The organism is Haloarcula halophila, from assembly GCF_029278565.1.
Classification (GTDB): Archaea; Halobacteriota; Halobacteria; order Halobacteriales; family Haloarculaceae; genus Haloarcula; species Haloarcula halophila.
The window spans coordinates 2570934-2590207 of the sequence record NZ_CP119559.1 but is presented as its reverse complement, the minus strand read 5'-3'; the positions used below and the strand labels follow the sequence as shown (position 1 = coordinate 2590207).

18 protein-coding genes and 1 tRNA gene are annotated in these 19274 nt (G+C 67.4%); 7 read left to right on the top strand and 12 right to left on the bottom strand.

Annotated elements, in window-relative coordinates:
* Window positions 1-15 precede the first annotated feature (15 nt).
* The 4 genes from P0204_RS13625 to P0204_RS13610 form a co-directional block, all read right to left on the bottom strand.
* A complete protein-coding gene (locus tag P0204_RS13625) occupies window positions 16-2544 on the bottom strand; it encodes an AAA family ATPase (protein WP_276180115.1) in 2529 nt (842 codons plus the stop codon).
* Window positions 2541-3287, bottom strand: coding sequence for a 4-phosphopantoate--beta-alanine ligase (locus tag P0204_RS13620; RefSeq protein ID WP_276180113.1), 747 nt, complete (start codon window positions 3285-3287; stop codon window positions 2541-2543). Before P0204_RS13620 ends, P0204_RS13625 begins: the two co-directional genes overlap by 4 nt.
* A gap of 38 nt (window positions 3288-3325) precedes the next feature.
* Window positions 3326-4162, bottom strand: coding sequence for a pantoate kinase (locus tag P0204_RS13615; RefSeq protein ID WP_276180110.1), 837 nt, complete (start codon window positions 4160-4162; stop codon window positions 3326-3328).
* 89 nt (window positions 4163-4251) lie between these two features.
* Window positions 4252-4497: a hypothetical protein gene (locus tag P0204_RS13610; RefSeq protein ID WP_276180108.1), complete on the bottom strand. Its 246-nt coding sequence runs from the start codon at window positions 4495-4497 to the stop codon at window positions 4252-4254.
* A gap of 219 nt (window positions 4498-4716) precedes the next feature.
* Between P0204_RS13610 and P0204_RS13605 the strand changes: the two genes are divergently transcribed.
* Both P0204_RS13605 and P0204_RS13600 read left to right on the top strand, forming a co-directional pair.
* A complete protein-coding gene (locus P0204_RS13605) occupies window positions 4717-4896 on the top strand; it encodes a hypothetical protein (protein WP_276180106.1) in 180 nt (59 codons plus the stop codon).
* Between the two features lie 446 nt (window positions 4897-5342).
* Window positions 5343-6581 (top strand): hypothetical protein, encoded by a 1239-nt coding sequence (locus P0204_RS13600; protein ID WP_276180104.1) that lies wholly within the window; start codon window positions 5343-5345, stop codon window positions 6579-6581.
* 61 nt (window positions 6582-6642) lie between these two features.
* On the opposite strand, the gene P0204_RS13595 is transcribed toward P0204_RS13600, so the two are convergent.
* From P0204_RS13595 to P0204_RS13585, 3 genes are all read right to left on the bottom strand, one after another.
* Window positions 6643-6716: transfer RNA gene (locus P0204_RS13595), tRNA-Ile, on the bottom strand.
* Between the two features lie 87 nt (window positions 6717-6803).
* Entirely contained in the window at window positions 6804-7349 is a 546-nt protein-coding gene (locus P0204_RS13590; RefSeq protein ID WP_276180102.1) for an FxsA family protein, read from the bottom strand.
* Window positions 7350-7406: 57 nt separating this feature from the next.
* Window positions 7407-8783 (bottom strand): cytochrome P450, encoded by a 1377-nt coding sequence (locus P0204_RS13585; protein WP_276180100.1) that lies wholly within the window; start codon window positions 8781-8783, stop codon window positions 7407-7409.
* 92 nt (window positions 8784-8875) lie between these two features.
* On the opposite strand from P0204_RS13585, the gene P0204_RS13580 reads away from it, so the two are divergent.
* From P0204_RS13580 to P0204_RS13570, 3 genes are all read left to right on the top strand, one after another.
* Window positions 8876-10492 (top strand): DUF255 domain-containing protein, encoded by a 1617-nt coding sequence (locus P0204_RS13580; protein ID WP_276180098.1) that lies wholly within the window; start codon window positions 8876-8878, stop codon window positions 10490-10492.
* Window positions 10493-10554: 62 nt separating this feature from the next.
* Window positions 10555-11361, top strand: coding sequence for a TrmB family transcriptional regulator (locus P0204_RS13575; protein WP_276180096.1), 807 nt, complete (start codon window positions 10555-10557; stop codon window positions 11359-11361).
* Window positions 11362-11413: 52 nt separating this feature from the next.
* Window positions 11414-12616, top strand: coding sequence for an outer membrane protein assembly factor BamB family protein (locus P0204_RS13570; protein ID WP_276180094.1), 1203 nt, complete (start codon window positions 11414-11416; stop codon window positions 12614-12616).
* A 4-nt stretch (window positions 12617-12620) separates the two neighbouring features.
* On the opposite strand, the gene P0204_RS13565 is transcribed toward P0204_RS13570, so the two are convergent.
* The 4 genes from P0204_RS13565 to ahbB form a co-directional block, all read right to left on the bottom strand.
* On the bottom strand, window positions 12621-13826 hold the full coding sequence (locus P0204_RS13565; protein ID WP_276180092.1) for an outer membrane protein assembly factor BamB family protein: 1206 nt from the start codon (window positions 13824-13826) through the stop codon (window positions 12621-12623).
* Window positions 13827-13905: 79 nt separating this feature from the next.
* A complete protein-coding gene (gene mptA, locus P0204_RS13560; protein WP_276180090.1) occupies window positions 13906-14853 on the bottom strand; it encodes a GTP cyclohydrolase MptA in 948 nt (315 codons plus the stop codon).
* Between the two features lie 76 nt (window positions 14854-14929).
* Window positions 14930-15523, bottom strand: a complete 594-nt coding sequence (locus P0204_RS13555; protein ID WP_276180088.1) for a response regulator transcription factor — start codon at window positions 15521-15523, stop codon at window positions 14930-14932.
* An 88-nt stretch (window positions 15524-15611) separates the two neighbouring features.
* Window positions 15612-16703, bottom strand: a complete 1092-nt coding sequence (gene ahbB, locus P0204_RS13550) for a siroheme decarboxylase subunit beta (protein ID WP_276180086.1) — start codon at window positions 16701-16703, stop codon at window positions 15612-15614.
* A 109-nt stretch (window positions 16704-16812) separates the two neighbouring features.
* On the opposite strand from ahbB, the gene P0204_RS13545 reads away from it, so the two are divergent.
* A complete protein-coding gene (locus P0204_RS13545) occupies window positions 16813-17898 on the top strand; it encodes an anthranilate phosphoribosyltransferase (RefSeq protein WP_276180084.1) in 1086 nt (361 codons plus the stop codon).
* A 4-nt stretch (window positions 17899-17902) separates the two neighbouring features.
* Here the strand turns inward: P0204_RS13545 and P0204_RS13540 are convergent, their stop codons facing one another.
* Window positions 17903-18211: a hypothetical protein gene (locus P0204_RS13540; RefSeq protein WP_276180082.1), complete on the bottom strand. Its 309-nt coding sequence runs from the start codon at window positions 18209-18211 to the stop codon at window positions 17903-17905.
* Between the two features lie 94 nt (window positions 18212-18305).
* Here P0204_RS13540 and P0204_RS13535 point away from each other — a divergent pair, with 94 nt between their 5' ends.
* Entirely contained in the window at window positions 18306-19247 is a 942-nt protein-coding gene (locus tag P0204_RS13535) for an alpha/beta fold hydrolase (RefSeq protein WP_276180080.1), read from the top strand.
* Window positions 19248-19274 lie beyond the last annotated feature (27 nt).

The following is a 19274-nucleotide window of genomic DNA, read 5'->3' as shown; positions in this document are numbered from 1 at the left end:
AGAAGGTCCCGCCGGTCAGTCCAGCGCCGTCGTCCCGTCGGCCTGAGCGTACCGGTCCCGGCCCTCCCAGTTCTCGATACTGGAGTGTGTCTCCCAGACCGCGGTCTCTAAGTGTTCCTGTGCGAGGTCCGAACCGTCACGGAGCGCCTCGCGTGCCGCGTCCTCCGCGAGAAGTTCGAGGTCACTGGCGGCGTACCCCTCGGTGTGCTCGACGATCGGCGCCCAGTCGATCCCCTCGGTGATCGGCCGGTCTTCCAGGTGGATCTCCAGGATCTGTCGGCGGGCCTCGGCGTCGGGCGGGGGCACTTCGACCCGCTCGTCGAACCGGCCCGACCGACGAAGCGCACCGTCGATGTCCTCGACGAAGTTCGTCGCGGCCACCACGACGACGTCGTCCTCGGAAGCGCCCTCCAGTTCGGTCAGCAGTTGGTTGACAAGCTGTTGCTCGCTGGTGTTCATCGAGCCGTGTCGCGAGCCGGCGATGCCGTCGATCTCGTCGATGAAGAGGACACACGGCGCGTTAGCCCGCGCGATCTCGAACACCTCGGCGACGTTCTGTGCCGGTTCTCCCATCCACTTGCTGGCGATGTCCGCGGGCGTGATCTCGACGAAACTGTGATCGAGTTCTCCCGCGAGCGCCCCCGCCAGGTGAGTCTTCCCACAGCCCGGTGGCCCGTAGAGGAGCAACCCGGAGAGCACGTCGATGCCGTACTCGGCGTAGGCCTCGGCGTTCTGGAGCGGGTCGATGACGGTATCGTCCAGTCGCTGTTTCAGGTCGTCCATCCCACCGACATCGGCGAAGTCCCGGCCGGGATCAGTCTCGACCAGCGTGGAGGCCTGCAGGTCGACGCCGTCGGGCTGGACGACACCGTCGACGGCGACGTCTTCGGGATCGACCCAGTCTTCGATACTCGTCTCGGACTCCTCGACGACGGTCATGAGGTGGTCAGTACGGATCGGGGCGTCCTCGCGTAACGCCTCGCGGGCCGCGTTCTCGGCGATGAGTTCGAGGTCGCTGGCCGCGAACCCGGCCGTCTCCTCGACGACAGTGTCCAGCGAGAGATCGTCGGCGGTGGGCCGGCCGGCCAGGTGGATCGACAGGATCTGCCGCCGTGCGTCGGCGTCCGGCGGCGGCACCTCGACCCGCTCGTCGAACCGACCCGACCGGCGGATCGCGTCGTCGACGTCCTCGACGAGGTTCGTCGCGGCCACCACGACCACGTCCTCCTCGGCGATCTCCTCCAGTTCGGTCAGCAGCTGGTTGACGAGCTGTTGCTCGCTGGCGTTCATGTTGCCCTCGCCGCTCCGGGAACTGGCGATACCGTCGATCTCGTCGATAAAGAGGACACACGGCGCGTTGGCCCGCGCGATCTCGAACAGTTCCTCGATCTTCTTCGCGGGTTCGCCCATGTACTTGCTGGTCACGTCCGCCGGCGTGACCTCGACGAAGCTGTGGTCGATCTCGCCGGCGAGCGCACCTGCGACGTGGGTCTTCCCACAGCCCGGCGGCCCGTGTAACAGGACGCCGTTGACGACGCCGATGCCGTATTCCTCGAACGCCTCGGGGTTCTGGAGCGGGCGGGTGACCTTGTGGTTCAGCGTCTCCAGGAGTTCGCTCATCCCGCCGACGTCGGCGAAGCTCCGTTCCGGATCGGGATCGACCAGCGAGTCGGCGTCCATCTCGACGCCGTCGGGCTGGACCACGGTATCGTCGTCGGACGGGCGCTCGCGGTTGATCGTCGGAGCGCCGTCTGGCTCGTTCTCGGGACGGTCTCGCCCGTCCGGTCGCCGCTCCTCCTCGGCCTCCTCGACGCGCTCGCGGATGTCACGTTCGAGCCGGTCGGGGTCGACCTCGTAGCCGTAGGTCGCCAGCCGACGCGGGTCCGCGCTGACGTACTCGGCCAGCCAGGCGTGCCGGCGAAGTTCGTCTGTATCGACACCGGGATCGCGGAACGAGACCATCACGACGTCCTCGGTATGGGGAGCGTGAAACTCCGCCAGCCAGAAGGGGAGATAGACCCGTTTGACCGACTGGACGCCCTCGAACCCGTCGGGGTCGAAATCCCCGGGGAGCCCGTAGGCCTCCCGGAGCTTCCGCAGGAAGACGTTGGCCGTCCCGGCGTTCTGTTCCCGGTACTCGGTGAGCCGACTGGGGAGGATCGACGCCGCGTCGTCGGTGGTCCCCTGGAACTGCAACAGGACCGATCGACCCAGCGACGGCGTATCGGTGCCGAAGTCGAAGCCGTCGGTCGACAGTCCGCTCACGTGCTCCGCGCTGTCGGCGTACTGTGAGAGCGCACGGTCGTTGTCGGCCCAGAGCCCGTCCAGCAGCGCGCTCGCGTGCCGGCGCTCTGTCCCGAACAGTTTCCCCTCGCCGGTCTCGTAGGTGTACTCGACTCGGAACGCCGGGTAGAACACCCGGTGGAGGCGTTCGAGTCGTTCGTCGTCGCCCAGTTTCGTCAGCGTCCGGTCGGCCAGCGTCTCCCGGACCGACGCCTCGTCGGGGAGACCTCGGTCGATGTCGATCGAGGGCGGGAGGCTCATGCCTCCACCTCCCGGATGCGCCGCTTCGCGTCGGCAAGCGCCGCGTCGGCGTCGAACGTCTCGATGGCCGCTTGCTGAGCGGCGGGATCGCCCGCCAACTCGCGGGCGTGTTCGGTGATAGTGGGGATCGCCCGGATGATGTTGTCGACGATCGGGACCGTCGCGACTTGTGGCGAGCGGCTCAGCGGGTTCAGATCGACGACGAGTTCCGTCTTCCCCATCTCGCCCAGCGCCTCGGCGCGGTCGCCGTCCTCCAGCGGGACGAGCACCACGTCGGCGTCGTAGATCCCGTCGGAATCGACCTTCGCGCGCTCGTGATCGAGTCCGGGGATACGGGCGTCCGCGTCGAGCCCCTTGACGCCCTCGGCGCCGTGTTCGCGGAGGTAGTCGGCGATCGCTTCGATCCGCTCCCGGGTCCGATTGAACAGGTTCACTTCCAGTTCGGCGCCGGTCACGTCGGCCAACTCGACCAGTTCCTCGGGGACCAGGGCAGCGGCGTTCCCGTTGACGGAGACGACCGCGTGCTCGGCGGACAGGAGGTAGGCCGCGGCCGCACGCGCCGCACGGTCGGCACTGTCGGTGGTTTCCTCACCGAGCAGATAGTCGAACGCTTCCCCCCGTCCCTCCGCGATGAGTCCCTGCTTGGAGGTGATACCGCGCTCGACGCCCGCCTCGATGCGGTGGCGCGTCAGCAGCGACTCGTATCGCGGGTGACTCTCCGGTACGGAGACCTCTTCAGTCATACCTTCCGTTGGCTCCCCGAGGGTAGAAAATCCGTCGGTCAGCCGCCGTCCTCGACTGTCCCACCCGGCGGATACACCTCACAGACCGCAGCGTCGTAGCCGGCGTCTGTCAGTCCGGTTCCCAGCGTGAACACCGTCTCGCCGAGCATCGCCATCGAGGGGTCGCCGCCGGCGTCGGCCACCTCGCCGATGACCTGTGTGAGCTCGGGCGTCAGGAGATCGGCTTCCCGTGCGAACTGTCGCGAGGCTCGCATGAACGTCGACAGCGTGGGCTCGCGGACCACTTGCGAGATCGCCCGTTCGCCGGCGGCGGTCAACGCCTCCGTCTCGCCGTCGATGACCTCGGCGGTCGAGAGTTCACCCAGGGAGTGGTACTCGACGCGGGTCCGCGCCGGGACCGCGTCGACGTAGTTGTACTGCGGCCCGCCGGGTTCGAGCCGTAACGGGATGCCGCCGCGGGCCTGCGCGACGACGTCACCGAGCCCAGTTCCCGCCTGGACCTCTGCCCCGTGTGCGATCGTGACCAGTTCGTTGTACGACAACCCCCGGTCGAAGGCTGCGTTGGCCGCCAGTGCCGTCCCCAGTGCCATCCCACCGGAGACGCCAAAGCCCGCACCCAGCGGAAGGTCCGTCTCGGCACTGACCCGTGCCTTCGCCCGCAATGCATCCAGAACCCGATCGACCGCATCCATCTCGATGTCGGTGCCGTCGAGTGCGATCGTCGTCTCCTCGGCTCGCTCGACGGTCACGCGAACCCCGTCGGAGAGCGCCAGCCCGCCCCCGCGAGAGCCCGCTTTCGTCGGATCGTCGTCCCAGTCGACGGTGAAAAACCCCGTCACGTGTCCCGGAACGAACGCGTGTGCCTCCTCGCTCATACCCCACCACTCGGGCCGGGGACGGTTTAACGGTTCGCGGTCGACCGAGAAGACGAGGTCAGCCGCAGGTCCCCTGATCGAGCGCGCTCCTACAGGTCGCGGGCGACGCGAATCTCGCTGTCGGTGACCGTCGCGACGCTCTCGGCGGGAACCTCGATATCGTCGGCGTCGGCGTCACCGAACCCGAGTCCCTGGACGATGGCCTCGGTGACGTCGGGTTCGGGCTCGACGTAGGCGATCTGTTCGTCCGGATCGACCTCGGTGACGATCCCGATCTGCTCGCCCTCGTTGTCCATCAGGAACTTCCCTTCGTCGTTCGTCGACAGGACTGTCATGTCACTCGGAAATCGAAAGGCGATCGACAAATAACCCGATGGTTCTAGTTGCACCGCTGTCTCCGGTCACAGGATGCGGGTGTCAGCGAACAGCGGACAGAAAGAGTGGTTTCAGGACCGTCGAAGACGGATTCCCTGCTCGGTAGGTGTGCGAGTCTAACGCGCTCCTGTTCGCGGGCAACAACAACTCTTTGTGTTACTATATGGAAATTTTTTAGCATGAGTCCAGGTCCACCGTCGACCTCCGGATGGTGGTCGTGGAAGTGGACGGCGACGTTCGCCGTGATGTTCGGGTATTTCGTCGGTGCGATGCTCTGGATGAGCGGATTCCAGATTCCTGCCGTACTGGTCGGAATCGTCGCTACACTTCTTGGGATGTACGTCCTCTCATCCGGCTAATCAAATCGATTTCGAACCACCGTGTCCTGAATGTAGGGCCTCTATCGGTCAGTCTCTGAACGACACACGTCCTGGACTGATCAGATCGGGGGAGCGAAAAACGAGCCTATGAGTCGTTGTCTGTCGTCCTCTCGGTACCGTCGACTCCGACTGTGTCGCTGGGACGATTCCGCCGGTGAGTCGAGCCCCTAGGGACGTAGACCGGCCGGACGAGTGTCGACCACGTGGGCGCCGGGACGATGGCTGCTGGGACCCGGTACCGATGGCATCCGGCGCCCACAGCGGCGTGTCTAGTGCCTGTGTCATGACCGCTGCTATGAGCGGACTGTAGGACTACCGAGAGCTACCGGGCGATCAGTGCTCCCGGCCGACACGCACTCACCGGAACCGAACGACAGACCGCGGTGGCCCCGAACGCTCTTTGTCCCGCTGACTGAAGCACGGCCATGGCCGCCACCGTCCAGACCGAGCCCCAGGTCCTCGCCCGGGCAAAACAGCGACTCTTCCCCGAGGACGCCCCGGACCAGTACGTCGTCGCCGACACGCAGTTCGCACAGGAACAGTGGCTCGCGGAGACGCCGATCCCCGAACGGACACGGGCGAGCCTGGCCCCGTTCAACCACGTTCGTGTCGGCTCGGGCTACCCCGATCTGGTCGGCGTCGGCCGGATCAACGACGAGGTCCTCGCGATCGACCGGCTGGGCGACCAGCCGCCGCTGATCGCCGTCGAGGCCAAAGGTGCGACCAGCCACGGGACCACCGACGTCGAACGTGGCGTCGTCCAGGCACACGACCGTCTCGGCGAAGCGAACGTCGCCTTCCTCGCCGCGCCGACCGGAGCGATCACCCAGTCGACCCGGACGCTGGCTCGCCAGGTCAACGTCGGCGTCCTCGGCGTCGATAGTGAGACCGTGACAGTCCTCGAACGGCCCCGTGTCGTCGGCACCCGCTCGCCCGACGAGGCGACCGCGATCCGCTTCCAGGCCAGCGCACAGGGGGTCACCGACCGGAGTTTCGGACTGAACCACCCGAAGAACTACCTCGCTGTCCCGCTGGCGGTCGTCCACGATGGAGCAACCGACGACCTCGTCGCCGAGCGCGTCGTCGGTGCCGTTGCCGACGCCCGCCGAGGGGCTGTCTTTTTGGGACTGCTCGATCGCGGCCCCGAAAACGGGCTGACGCCCCTCGGCCGCGAGGTCGTTCGGTTCGGCCTCCGGGAGTACGGGTCAGTCGACGACGCCCTGGCTGCCTTCGGAGCGTGGAAGCGCTCCCGGAAACGGTTCGTCGACATCGCCCCGCGGTGGGGCCAACTCACCCGCCGTGTCGTCTACGCGTATCCGGCGACACAGTTACTCGTCGAGGAACTCCAATGTCTCCACGACGACGGCTTTCCCTCGCCGTCGCTCGTCGAGTTCGTCGAGTATCTCCACGCGACCCACCCCACGTTCACTGTCGAGTTGTTCCTGCGTGGCGACGGCGACGTTCGGAGCCGCGTACTGACCGACGACGGTGGGCTCCGCCGGCCTGCGCTGACCGACGGCGGCGTCTATCATTCGCCGACAGTGTTCCAACTCAAAGCGATGCTGTACCACGCGGGCGTTCTGACCGAACGGGGTTCGGAACCCTCGAAGCTCGATCCGGAGACGGACACGTGGGCACTCCGGGAACCAGTGTCCGGACACTGACAGCGGTGCGGAACCACTACGGACGGCTCCGCTCTCGGCTAGGGAACGGAAGGAAAACGAGTGGGCCAACGCGGATTTGAACCGCGAACCTCCCGGTTATCAGCCGAGCGCTCAACCTGATTGAGCTATTGGCCCGCTGAACGCATCAGACTGTACCCGAGGGGTAGTGAAAAGGGTAACGTTTCACCGGCGTTCGGGTGTGAAACCACACCAGGGCAGCCACTACCGGTCCGAATCCTCGAAGTCCACGTCAGTGGCGTCGTCGGGGTCGAAACCCGACCCGGAGCCCCCGCTGGGCTGGGAACCGCCGTCCGGTCCCTGCCCCGCTCCCATCCCGCCCTGTCCCTCGTCGGGGAAGCCGCCGATGTACACCTGTCCGCTGGCGAAGCCGCCCGTCTTGGCGTCGATGTAGGGTCTGACGACCCAGCGGTTGGTGGCGGCGCGGATCGGGTAGCGGGTGAACGGGATCGCCAGCAGAAGACCGACGGCGTCGGTCACCAGGCCCGGGGTGAGGAAGAACGCGCCGGCGGCGATGAGCAGGCCGCCGTCGACGAGTTCGTCCGTGGGGACTTCGCCCTGAGCGAGTTTCTGCTGGATCTTCCTGAGCGTCGCCCGACCTTCGGCGCGGACCAGGAGCATGCCGACGAGGGCGGTCAGGACGACCAGTGCGACCGTCACGAGGGGGCCAAAGAAGGGGATCGCGACAGCCACGAGTAACACGATGTCGAACAGCGGGATGAGCAACAACAGCCCGATGACCCGGAGCATACCCGCCCTTGCAGGGCCGGCCCCAAACCCCTTTCGAGAGCGGGAGGTTGGGGCCGGCTACCGGTCGCGAACCCGAATCTGGATCGGTTCGGCCGGCGAGAGAGTGATCTGCATGGCCAACTCCAGCGGTGGTTCGGTGACCGGCTCGACGGCGAACCGTTGGGCGATCGTCGCCAGCGCGAGTTTCGCCTCCATCCGGGCGAAGCGCATCCCGATGCAGTGTCGGGGACCGCCGCCGAAGGGGTAGTAGGCGTAGTCGGGCAGTGTCGACTCGAAGTCGTCGGTCCAGCGGTCCGGACGGAAGGCGTCGGGATCGTCGTACCACCGCTCGTCCCGGTGGACGAGCCACTGTGGGAGGGTCAGTTGCGCGTCGGGGCCGATCTCGTAGCCGCCCAGCGAGACCGGTCGGGCCGGCTGGCGGAAGACGGTAAACGCCGGCGGGTAGAGCCGCAGTACCTCCGAGAGGACCCGATCCAGGTAGGGGAGTTCGAATAGGTCCGCCACCGTCGGGGTCGCCCCGTCGAGCGTCTCGTCGAGTTCCTCGTGGAGTCGGCGCTGGATCTGTGGGTGGGTCGCCAGCAGGAACCAGGCGTACGACAGGGTCAGCGACGTGGTGTCGTGGCCGGCCACGAGAAAGGTCAGCAACTGGTCGCCCAGCCGCTCGCGGTCCATCGTCTCCTCGTCCATCGAGAGCAACAGCGAGAGGACGTCGTCACGGGCCTCGCGAGTCGTCTCGTCCTCTCGCCGGCGGGCGGCGACGATGTCGTCGAGCGTCGCCTCGAAGGCCGAGAGCGACCGGTTCACGCGGCGGTTGATCGGCGTCGGGACCCACAGTGGGAGATACGCCGACAGCGTCCGCGGGTCGAGGCGGTGCCGGAGCGCCGAGAGCAGCGGTTCGAGCGCGTCGGCGGTCGTCTCGATCTCCACGTCCAGCAGCGTCTTCCCGAGAATCCGCAGTGTGAGCGCCTGCATCGACGGCCGGGCGTCGACGACCTCGCCGTCGTCCCACTCGTCGGCGGTCGCCGCTGCGAAGTCGGTCATCGTCTCGCCGTAGGTCTCGATGCGGTCCCGGTAGAAGGCCGGCTGGAGGGCCGTCCGCTGGCGTTGCCACTCCTCGCCCTCCAGGAGAAAGAGGCCCTCACCGACGAACTCCCCGAGCGTGCGCTGAAGCAGTGCGCCCTTCTCGTAGTCGCTGGCGTCGGTGACGAGCACCTGTTCGATCAGGTCCGGGTGCGTGAGGAAGTAGCCGGTCGTCCCCGCGACGTTGTAGCCGACGACGTCGGCCTCGTGGTCGCCGACGCGGTCGTAGAACGCCAGTGGGTCCCGCAGCATCGCGACGGTGTTGTCGACGACCGGCAGGCGACCGAGACGCGGCGGTCGGTCGCCCGGCGTGACCGGCGTGTCGACCGACCGACCGGTCTGGTGGGCACACATAGCCAGCAGTTGGGCCGGCCGACCAATCGGTCTTTCGTCGAGTGACGACCGGGGAGTGAAGGGCCTATGTACGCGCAGGGCCGACGGCCGGTATGGACGAGTTCGCGGCGGAGACGAAAGTCGAGTGGCGCGAGTGGGGGCCAGCGGCCTTCGAGGCAGCCGCCGACAGCGGCCGGCCGGTCCTGCTCTCCCTGACCGTGCCCTGGAGCGGGGAGTGTCGGGCCATGGACCGGGGGACCTACGGCGAGCCACGCATCGCGGCCAACATCAACGACGGGTTCGTTCCGGTCAGGGTCGACGCCGACCGCGACCCCCGTGTCAGGGAACGGTACACGATGGGCGGGTTCCCCTCGACGGTGTTTCTCACCCCCGCCGGTGAGGTCATCACCGGCGCGACGTTCCTCGGCCCGGACGGCTTCCGCGGCATTCTCGATAGCGTCCGCGAGGCCTGGGACTCCCGGGGGGCGGAGGCGGGCTCGATCCCGAGACAGCTCCAGGACGAGGCGCCGCCGGCCGGCGAGTTACGCCCACGCATCGAGGAACACATGATCGAGCAGTTGCTGGGCGCCTACGACGAGGAGTTCGGCGGCTGGGGGACGGACGTGAAGTTCCCGCTGGCCCGGACCGTCGAGTTCGCGCTGGTCCGGGCCCGTGACCAGGCGACCCGGAGCCTCGAAGCGATCCACACACACCTGTTCGATACGTACGACGGCGGCTTCTTCCGGTACGCGACCGACCGGAACTGGTCGAACCCGCGCCGGGAGAAACTGCTCGACGAGAACGCCGCCCTGGTCCGTGCGTTCGCACACGGCTACCGGTACACCGGGACCGAGACCTACCGCGACGCCGCCCAGCGGACCGCCGAGTACCTCACGACGACGCTGTGGGCCGACGACGCGGACGCCTTCGCCGGGAGCCAGGCCGGCGTCGACGACTACTACCGACTCGAACCCAGCGAACGCGAGGAGGCGGATCCGCCTCACGTCGACGAGACGGTCTTCGCCGACCGGAACGGCCTGGCGGTCGACGGTCTGCTGTGGCTGGCGGCCTACACCGACGACGAACGCGCCCGTCGGTACGCCCAGCGAGCCAGGGATAGCGTCTGTGACCGCCTCGTCGAGGACGGCGCGGTCGCCCACTACGACGGCGAGGGGAGCGATCGCGGCCTCCTGGGCGACCAGGCCGGCCTCCTCCAGGGACTGACGACGAGTTGGCAGGTGACCGGCGAGTCCGGCCCCGCTCGTGGGGTCGCCGACTGGACGATCGAACACCGCCAGGAGCAAAGCGGCGCGTTCCGGGACGGTCCCGAGAGCGGTGCCGGCCTCTGTAGCCGGTCGCTACATCCCCTGGATACGACTGTCGAACTCGCGGACGCCCTGGTCGACCTCGCCGCGCTGACCGGCGAAGACCGATACCGCCGGGTCGCGACCGAGGCGGTCGAGGCCTTCGCCGGGGCCGCCGAGCGGATGGGTGTCGAGGTGGCCGGCTACGCCGCCGTGGCTGCACGGCTCCGAGATCCGCAGGCGGTGGTCGTCGGCACCGAGGCGGGGACCGACCTCCATCGGGCGGCGCTACGACTGGCCGACCACGAGACGACGGTCGTCCCCGACCCGGACGGAGACGGCGTCGCGCGGCTCCGGGAAGACGGGACCGTCACGGCCGAGGCCGAGACGCCGGCCACGCTCGAAGCGGCGCTGACCGGTGAGTAGCCCACCGGGGAAAACGGTAAACACGGGGCTAGTTTTTAGGTAGGCCCAGTGCATGTCCAGATATGGCGAGTTTACGCGACCTCGGTCTCTCCGAATACGAGGCACGGGCCTATCGATCGCTACTGGAGACGGGTCCGACGACGGCGAAAGAGCTGTCACGGGCCAGTGACGTTCCGATGGGCCGGATCTACGACGTTCTCAACAGCCTCGTGACCTACAATCTGGTCCGGAGCCAGACGGCGAGTCGACCGAAGAAGTACGTCGCCGTCGAACCGGAGACCGCGCTCGATCGCCTGCTCGAGGACAAGAAGCGGGAACTCGAAGAGCAGTCCCAGCAGTACGAGAGCATCGTCGACGACCTCGCAGAGCAGTTAGAGAGCGCCGAACCGGTCGAGGAACCGTTCTGGACCGCCGCGGTCGGCCCCGAGGACTCGCTCGATCTCCTGTTGGAGCGCCTGGCCGCCGCCGACCGGCGGATCGTCATGGTCGGGTCCTCGCCGGCACGGCAGGTCGACATCCGCGCCGGGACCGAGCGGATCGTCGACGAACTGGAGACCGCACTGGAGCGGGGCGTCGACGTCTCCCTGTTGGTCCGCCCCGACCTCTTCGAGAACCTGCCGGCGTCGGCCAACCAGGAGTACTACGACCGACTGGCACCCTACGACAACTACACCGCGCGGGCCAGTTCGGACATCACGACCACCTTCGAACTCATCGACGACATCGAAGTGTGTATCGAGGTGCCCCACCCGCTGGGGCTCGAAGAGACCTTCGGCGTCATCGACCTCAAGGACCCCGACTTCACCGAGGACATCAGCGAGGCCTTCGTCGACCACTGGGAGAACGCGACGCCGATCCGGCCGCCCTGAGCCGAGCAGTCGGACCCACCTGTAATGGTTCGCCAGTGAGTGACAGGAGAGTATGGACGACACGCCGACGAACCGCCGGGGGTTCCTCCGGACCATGGCAGGGCTTGCCGGTCTCGTCTCCACCGGCGGCTGTCTGAACCTCCAGGAGCCGACCGAACGGACGGTAACCGAGTCGCCGGTCCGGTCGGCGACGGCGACACGGCGCTCTACCGATCGGTCCTCACCGACGGCCTCGGCCGTGTCGACCCCGGAGGTTCCGGAGTCGGCACGGTGGGCACAGCGGACGCGAGCACCCGTCTATCAGCCCCCAGTGACGGCGAACGGAGTGGTCCTCGTCGGGAGTAGCGACCGGCGTCTGTACGCCTTCGACGCCGCTGACGGCACCCGGGCGTGGGTCAGGGAGTTCGAGACCGAACCGCACGTCTCCGTCGCTGACGGGACCGCTGTCGTGTTGAGCGACTACCGCGTCCACACACTCGACGTGGCGACGGGCGAGACCCGATGGGAGAAGCCGTCGGAGGCCAGCGATCATCGCCCGCTCGTCGTCGACGGCACCGTCTTCCTGGCCGCTCGTGCCAGAGAGGGAGCGCGCGTCGTCGCCCGTTCGCTCTCCTCGGGTGACGTATCGTGGATATTCACCGAACGGGACGCCGACGAGCGGACGATCGTCGTCAAACAGCCAGCGTACGAAGACGGGGTCGTCTGTGTCGCGGCGGGGAAAGGCAACCGGCGGCCCAGCACACACAGCGCGGCCTACGGGATCGACGCCGACTCCGGCGAGAAACAGTGGGAGACCGCTATCGACGCGAACTTCGGTGAGACGAACGTCGCCTCTGCGGGCGGCTACGCGGTCAGCGGCGGGGACGAGGGGTCCATCCGCGCGTTCGACGTGACTACCGGCGAACGGGCGTGGCAGCGCAGCGACCTCGACGTGGATTTCGTCGGGTCGGTCGGTGAACGTATCGTCGTGGGTTACGAGCGACTCCTCGCGCTGGACCCCTCGACCGGACGCACAGCGTGGGCGTTCGAGGGTCGTGACGCGGAGCTGTTCTCCCCACCCGCCGTCCGCGGCGATACGCTCTTTGCCCCGTCGACCGGGCCGCTCCACGAGCTGAGTAGCGACGGACAGCCCCGGGGAACTGTCGAACTGTTCGATGCGTTGCCGACTGGGGCCGCTGCCGACGGGAACGGGGTCTACGTCGCCGCTGACGACGCGAACGTCTACGCGTATCCACATCCCGGCTCCGGCCCGTGAACGGTCAGCTCTCGATCCGGTAGACACCGATCTTCCCGGACCCCAGTACGATAACTCGCCGACCCACGGCGAAGACCAGATCGGCGGAGAGGGGGAGCTCCCGTTCGACGTGAACCGTCCCGGTCTCGGCGTCGATCCCGAGCAGCGTCCGGCCACGCGCTGTCCAGACCACGCCCCGGGCGGCCGCCACGGGGGAGAACCGCTCGTCCCGCTGGACGCGCCAGCGGCGGTCCCCGGTGGTACGGTCGAGCCCGTAGACAGCGTTGTCGCCCGCGGAGAAGGCCAGTGTCTCGCCCCACGCGTCGAACGAAACGGGGGCGCCGAAGGGTTCGTACCGCCAGACGACCTCGTTTGCCGTCGGGTCGTACGCGACGACCGGATCGTTCGCCCGTGGTTCCGGCAGGTACACCGTCCCCTCGTGTGCGAACAGGATGCGTGGGTGTGGGAACCGCCCCGCGTTGACTCCCGGGATGCCGGACGGTTGTTGTTCGGTGGGGAGTCGCGTCCCGTCGCCCGCCGCGTACCCCCGGAAACTGTCGCTGAACCCGAGGTAGAACCGCCCGTCGACGGCCGGCGAGATGGAGTTCGGCCGGTCGATCCCGTCGATCCGCCACCGCCGCTGGCCGCTCTCCAGTGACACCGCATCGACCAGCCCGGCCCGCTCGTCGTCGAACCGGACGGGGACCAGGACCGTCGCTTCCTCCGGGATGACGACGGGTTGGACCCGCAGTGCTCCCGGGGTATCGTAGCGCCACCGCTCGCTCCCGTCCGAACGTGCGAGCGCGTGGATCGTTCCCCCGACCGTTCCCATCAGGACCGTCGAGCCGACGATCCGTGGCCGAAGGCTGACCGCAGTGTCGAACGTCGCTCGCCACCGCTGGCTCCCGTCCCGGAGCGCCCGTGCGACACAGATCCGCCCGTCGGAGCGCTGTGTGAGGACGGTTCCCTCCGCCGCCACGCCGGCGTGTGAGAACGCCAAGTCCGCCTCGTGGCTCCACTCGGTCGAGAGCGAGGCGGGGGTGAGAGCCGATCCCGAGTCCGACGGTGCTGCGGTCGCAGTCGTCGTCCCGTCTGTCGATCGTGTCCGGGGCTCGTCCGTTCCGGGTGCCGGCGTCGAGTCGGCGGCCCTCGAACTCCGAAGACACCCACCAGTCAGAGCGGTTCCGAGCGTCGCCAGTACGCGGCGTCGGGTCGGCCTGGACACGACCATTCGTCGGTTCGCTGTTTGCGGACGGGACGGGATAACAGTACCCCACAACTGGAGTCACGGGCCGACGGGCCGACTGGTGTCAGTCGTCGGCGGTGGCTTCGTCGGCGGTGACCTCCGCACGCAGGTCACCGAGTTTCGCCACGCGTTCGGCGTGGGCGTTGTGTTGGTGGATCGACTCGTCGTTTGACTGTTTCATCGTGACGATGGCATCGTCGGCCAGATCGGGGAACCGATCGACGACGCCATCCGCGAGCGCGCGGACACAGTCCTCGACGAACTTGGCGTCCTTGTGTGCCTCGTAGGTCATGTGGTCCTCGTCGGGACGCTTGGCGAGGTTGTAGATCCGGGCGCTCATCGAATCACGGGCGACCTCGATGAGTTCGTTGAGGTCGACCTCGGGTGCGCCGTCGCTCTCGACGGTCAGCGTGGCGTGACCCCGCTGTGAGTGGCCCGCCTGGGGCATCTCTTCGAGGAACTCGTCGATGACCTCGTCCTCGACGCCCATCCCCCGCAGGGTCTGGCGGGCACGGGCCGCCGACATCCCCTGGGAACAGGGGCAGACGGTCATACCGGTGACGCGGGCACCGATCTCCTCGCTCGTCCCGTCCTCGGTAGCCGTCGCCGAGGCGATGATGTCGGCCGTCGACTGGGTCGCCACGTCGGACTGTGGCGTCCGCTCGTGGGTGACGTACTCCGCTTCCATGCGAACCTCGGCTTTGGTCGTATAGTCGTGTTTCTGCAGGAGCAGTTCCGCGGCGTCGCCACAGACGTCCTCGACCCGGTACGCCTCCTCGGAGACCGCGGTTTCTAGGGTCTCGTCGATGACTTCCATGTTGCGAGACATGTCTGCCCCTTTCCGCCAGGACGGCAGGTCGACGAACACCTCGAACTCCGCCATCAGGACGATCGGATCACGGTCGCGTCGCCCCAGCTTGACGAGCTTCTCGACACCTGTCACACCGACGCGGTTGAGGCCGACGGTGACATCCGGACTCGACGCCTGTACGTCCGGGAGTTGCTGACTCATTGACCACCCTAAGGAAGAGACACCGTTAGTGCTTTCGGAAGGGTAGCTCGGGGCGACAGCGCTAGAGCGGCGGTCCTCACTCGACGTCGGGCCACTCGTGTTCCGATCCGATGTCGGCGAACATCTTCTGGAAGTCCTGGTCGTCGAGCGACGCGGTCAACTCGTCGAGTTCGGCACGTTTCTCCGTCATGGTCGACTCCAGCGAGCCGAACTCCGCGCTGGCTTCGAGTTCGTCGAGCGGCTTGCTCGACCGGAGCGCGGCGTACTTGGCTGTCAGCGAGTAGTACTCCCGGAGCTGGTTCTCGTAGTCGACACACCGATACAGGCGTTCGATCGTCTCGAACAGCTCGTCCGGGGAGACCGGCTTGACGATGTAGTCGTCGAAGGGCATCTCGATGATTTCCAGATCCGGATCGACCGCTGTAACCATCGCGACCCGTGCATCGATTCCCCGCTCGCGGATCTCTTCGAGTACCTCGTCACCGGAGATATCCGGCATCCGGCGGTCGAGCAGGACGACGTCGATCTCCGCCGACAGTTGCTCCAGTGCCTCTTGGCCACTGTAGGCGACTTCGACCTCGTACCGCTGGCCGACGGTCTCGGCGTACGCGTCAGCGACAGGCGACTCGTCGTCGACGACCAACACCGTCAGGCTCCCCTGGTGTGTCATTTGGTACCACTGTAAGTATCCTTACGACGGACAAAAACGTTCCGGCGGAGCCCGACCGGGACGCTGGCCCGACACCGCGTGCCGGCGGTCACTCGCCGACGATGTCGTCGTACCGTGCCCCGGTCTGTTTCAGCGTCGCGGTCGAGTAGAGCCGGTCGTGATCGTAGGGGAGGTGGGCCGTCGCCAGGTCGTCGATCTTCGCGTCGACGGCCTCGCTCTCCCGGCCGTGGATCATCGTAAAGAGGTTGTACGACCACGCCTGGTCCGGCCGACGCGGCCGGTGGTAACACAGCGTCACGTACGGCAGTTCGCCGACGGCTTGCCCGCGCTCGTCCAGCGCGTCGTCGGGTACGTCCCAGACGACCATGCAGTTGCTGTCGAAGCCGGTGACGATGTGGTTGACCACGCAGCCGATCCGTTTGATGCAGTTGTCCGCGAGCAGTTTCTCGACTGCGGCGAGGACGTCCTGAACCTCGGCGCCGACCGCGTCCGCGACGTCCCGATACGGGGTCGCCGTCAGCGGGAACCCCTCCTGGATCTCCAGGAGGAGCCGGCGGTCCAGCTCCGAGAGGTCCGCGGCGGCGTCCTCGCTGATTCGGGTGGCGCTGGCGTCGGTCTGATCGAGACGCTCTCCGGCTCGCGGGTCCGCTCGCTCGTCCGGAGCCCCGCTGTCCGAGCGTGCCTCCCGGGCGAACCGGTCCCCGTTGACGACCGGGAACTCCAGGTCGATGTAGTAGTCGGTCAGCATCGGGAGCACGAGCACGTCACAGCCGGTCCGGGCCTCGATGTCGGCGATGATCTCGTCGCGTGTGGCCCGCGAGCCGGCGGTGACGACGAACCACATGTTCCACTCGTGGTCGCGTGCGTAGTTGTGGTTGACCTGACGATAGCCGTTGATCACCTCGGCTACCTCGTCGAACCGGTCCTCGGGGGCGCTGACCGCGGCGAGCGTCGAGGAGCCGATCACCGGCGGGTTGAGGACGGGGCCGAACCGCCGGAAGACGCCGTCGTCCCGGAGCCGGCGGACGCGGTCGAGTGCCTCCGCGGGGTCGACGCCCAGTTCCCGACCCACCGCCTCGAAGGGCCGTTCCTCGATCGGAAAGTCGCTCTGGAACCCGTCGATGAGAGCAGCGTCCACGTCGTCGATACGCTCGCGCCAGTCACCCGACTGGAGGCTCATTGGCATTCGTTAGGAGTCGAGGGGTGTATCCCTTTCGTCCTCCCGGGCCGTTCCCACGGAGTGGGAACGAAACGCAGGGGCTTTTGAACTCGCGCCCGAACGGGTTCCCATGGCTCAAGCGACCCGGGAGTACGGCGAATGGCCGCTCAAACGACTGATGACCGAGGTCGTCGGCTCCGGTCACAAGTCCGCCGACGACATGACACGCGATCAAGCCCGGGAGGCGTTCCAGCGCATCCTCGGCGGCGAACCCGATCACACGACGCTCGGCGCGTTCTGGCTCGCCAATCGCTGGAAGCGCAATACGCCCGAGGAACTGGGCGCCTACGTCGACGTGATGCACGAGGAGTCGGCCGTCACCGCCGAACCCGAGGCCGACCCCGTCGACTGTGGCGCGAACTACGACGGCAAGGGTCGGTCCGCCATTTTCGGTGTCGCCGCAGGTCTCGTCGCGGCCGCCGCCGGCACGCCCGTCGTCGTCCACTCGGGCGATCGGGTACCGACACAGAAACAGGACGCCTACAAGCACGTGCTGGACGAACTCGGCGTCCGAACGGAGATCGACCCCCAGGAGAGCGCCGACATGGTCGACGACGTGGGCTTTGGCTTCTACTACCAACCGGCGTTCAACCCCGGGATCGACGCGTTGTTCGACCGGCGTGACAACATGGGCGTGCGCTCCTTTGTCAACACCGTCGAGACGCTGGCCAACCCCGCCGGCGCCGACGTCCACCTGGGGAGCTTCTATCACCTCGCGTTCGCGAAGAAGATGGTCCGCACCCTCACCAACTCCGAACAGAGCACCGTCTCGCGGGCCCTGTTCTTCCAGGGGATGGAGGGGTACGACGACGTCCGCCCCGGCGAGACCATCGTCGCCGAGTGGCCCGTCGAGGGCGCCAAGTCCGACGAGGAGGACATCGCGGACTTCGAGATCCGCACCGCCGACTACGGCATGGATGTGGTCAGCGAGGACCTCCAGGTCGAGGACGTGGCCGAGGAGTCAGCGGCGATCACCGAGGCGGTCCTGACCGGCGAGCGCGAGGACGGCTTCGCCGACGCCGTCGCGCTCAACGCCGCGTTGCGCATCTACGCCCGCGAGGACGCCGACAGCATCGAAGAAGGTCTCGAACAGGCCCGGGCGGCGATCGAGGACGGCAGCGCCGCCGACGCGCTCGACGCGCTCCGGGCGTTCTGACGCTTTATCCGTCGTTTCCCTCGTGGGCAGCAGCGACGTGCTGGCGCGCTTCTTCTGGCGTCATCCCACGGACGCCACAGGCACAGGCGAGCAGTTCCGGGTCCCGTACTTCGTCGACCTGTTCGCGCTCGGTCCGTTCCAGTTCGTCGCTATCGGCGTCGTACGCGAAGTACACCCGGTAGTTGACCTGCGTGACCCCCTCGATCCGGTGGTCCTCGTCCGGGTCCGGGTTGGCGATGGCGTCGTCGTGTTCCGCCTGCATGGTCTCTTTCCACTCCTGGAGGCTGGCTTCGGGGTCCCTGTCGTCGGTCATGTCGGGTCGCTGGCTCCGGAGCGTGAAAAGTACCGGTATCACCGCGCCCGATCCGACCGACACCGACATTGTCCCGCAGGCAAACGTTCGGTCGATGGCACCGACGCCTCCCGACGGCGATCACTGGACGGTTCCCGACGACGGCCGGGCGTGGGACCACGCGACCGCCGAGACGAACGGGGTCACGCTCCACACTGTCACGGCCGGCCCCGAGGACGGCGACCTGGTCGTCCTGTTGCACGGCTTCCCGGAGTTCTGGTACGCCTGGCACCACCAGATCGAACCGCTGGCGGAAGCCGGCTATCGGGTCGTCGCACCGGATCTCCGCGGATACAACTGTTCGGAGAAACCCGAGGGTGTGCGTGCCTACGACATCGACGAACTCGTCGCGGACGTGGTCGGCCTGATCGACGGAATCAGCCGCGATACGGCCCACGTCGTCGGCCACGACTGGGGCGGACTCCTGGCCTGGTACGTCGCTGCCCGGGGGGACGTGGTGGACCGACTGGCAATATTGAACGCTCCCCACCCGTCAGCGTACGAGCGGGCGCTGCGCTCGTCGCCGACACAGGTGGCCAAGTCGTGGTACGTCTTCTTCTTCCAACTCCCGATACTCCCGGAAGCCGCCTTCCGCGCTCGGGACTTCCGGGTAATAGAGGAGATGCTGACCGACACAGCGGTCCGTGCGGACGCGTTCAGCGAGACGGATATCCGGTACTACAAGACCGCACTCGGGCGGCCGGGCGCACTGACTGCGGCCGTGAACTACTACCGGGCGATGGCCCGCCGGAGCGCGAGACGGCTGCTGACCCGCGCCGGCGCACCCGAACTCCCGGTCGAGCGACCGACGCTGCTCCTCTGGGGAGAACAGGACCGGGCGCTCGACGTCTCGCTGACGGAGGGTCTCGACCGCTGGGTGTCGGACCTCCGGATCGAGCGGTTCCCCGACGCGAGCCACTGGGTACAGTTCGACGCGCCCGAGCGCGTGACCGACTCACTGCTTGCCCACCTCGCCGGCGGGGAGCGTACGCAGTGAGATCCCCGCTCCACGAGCGGGCCGCCG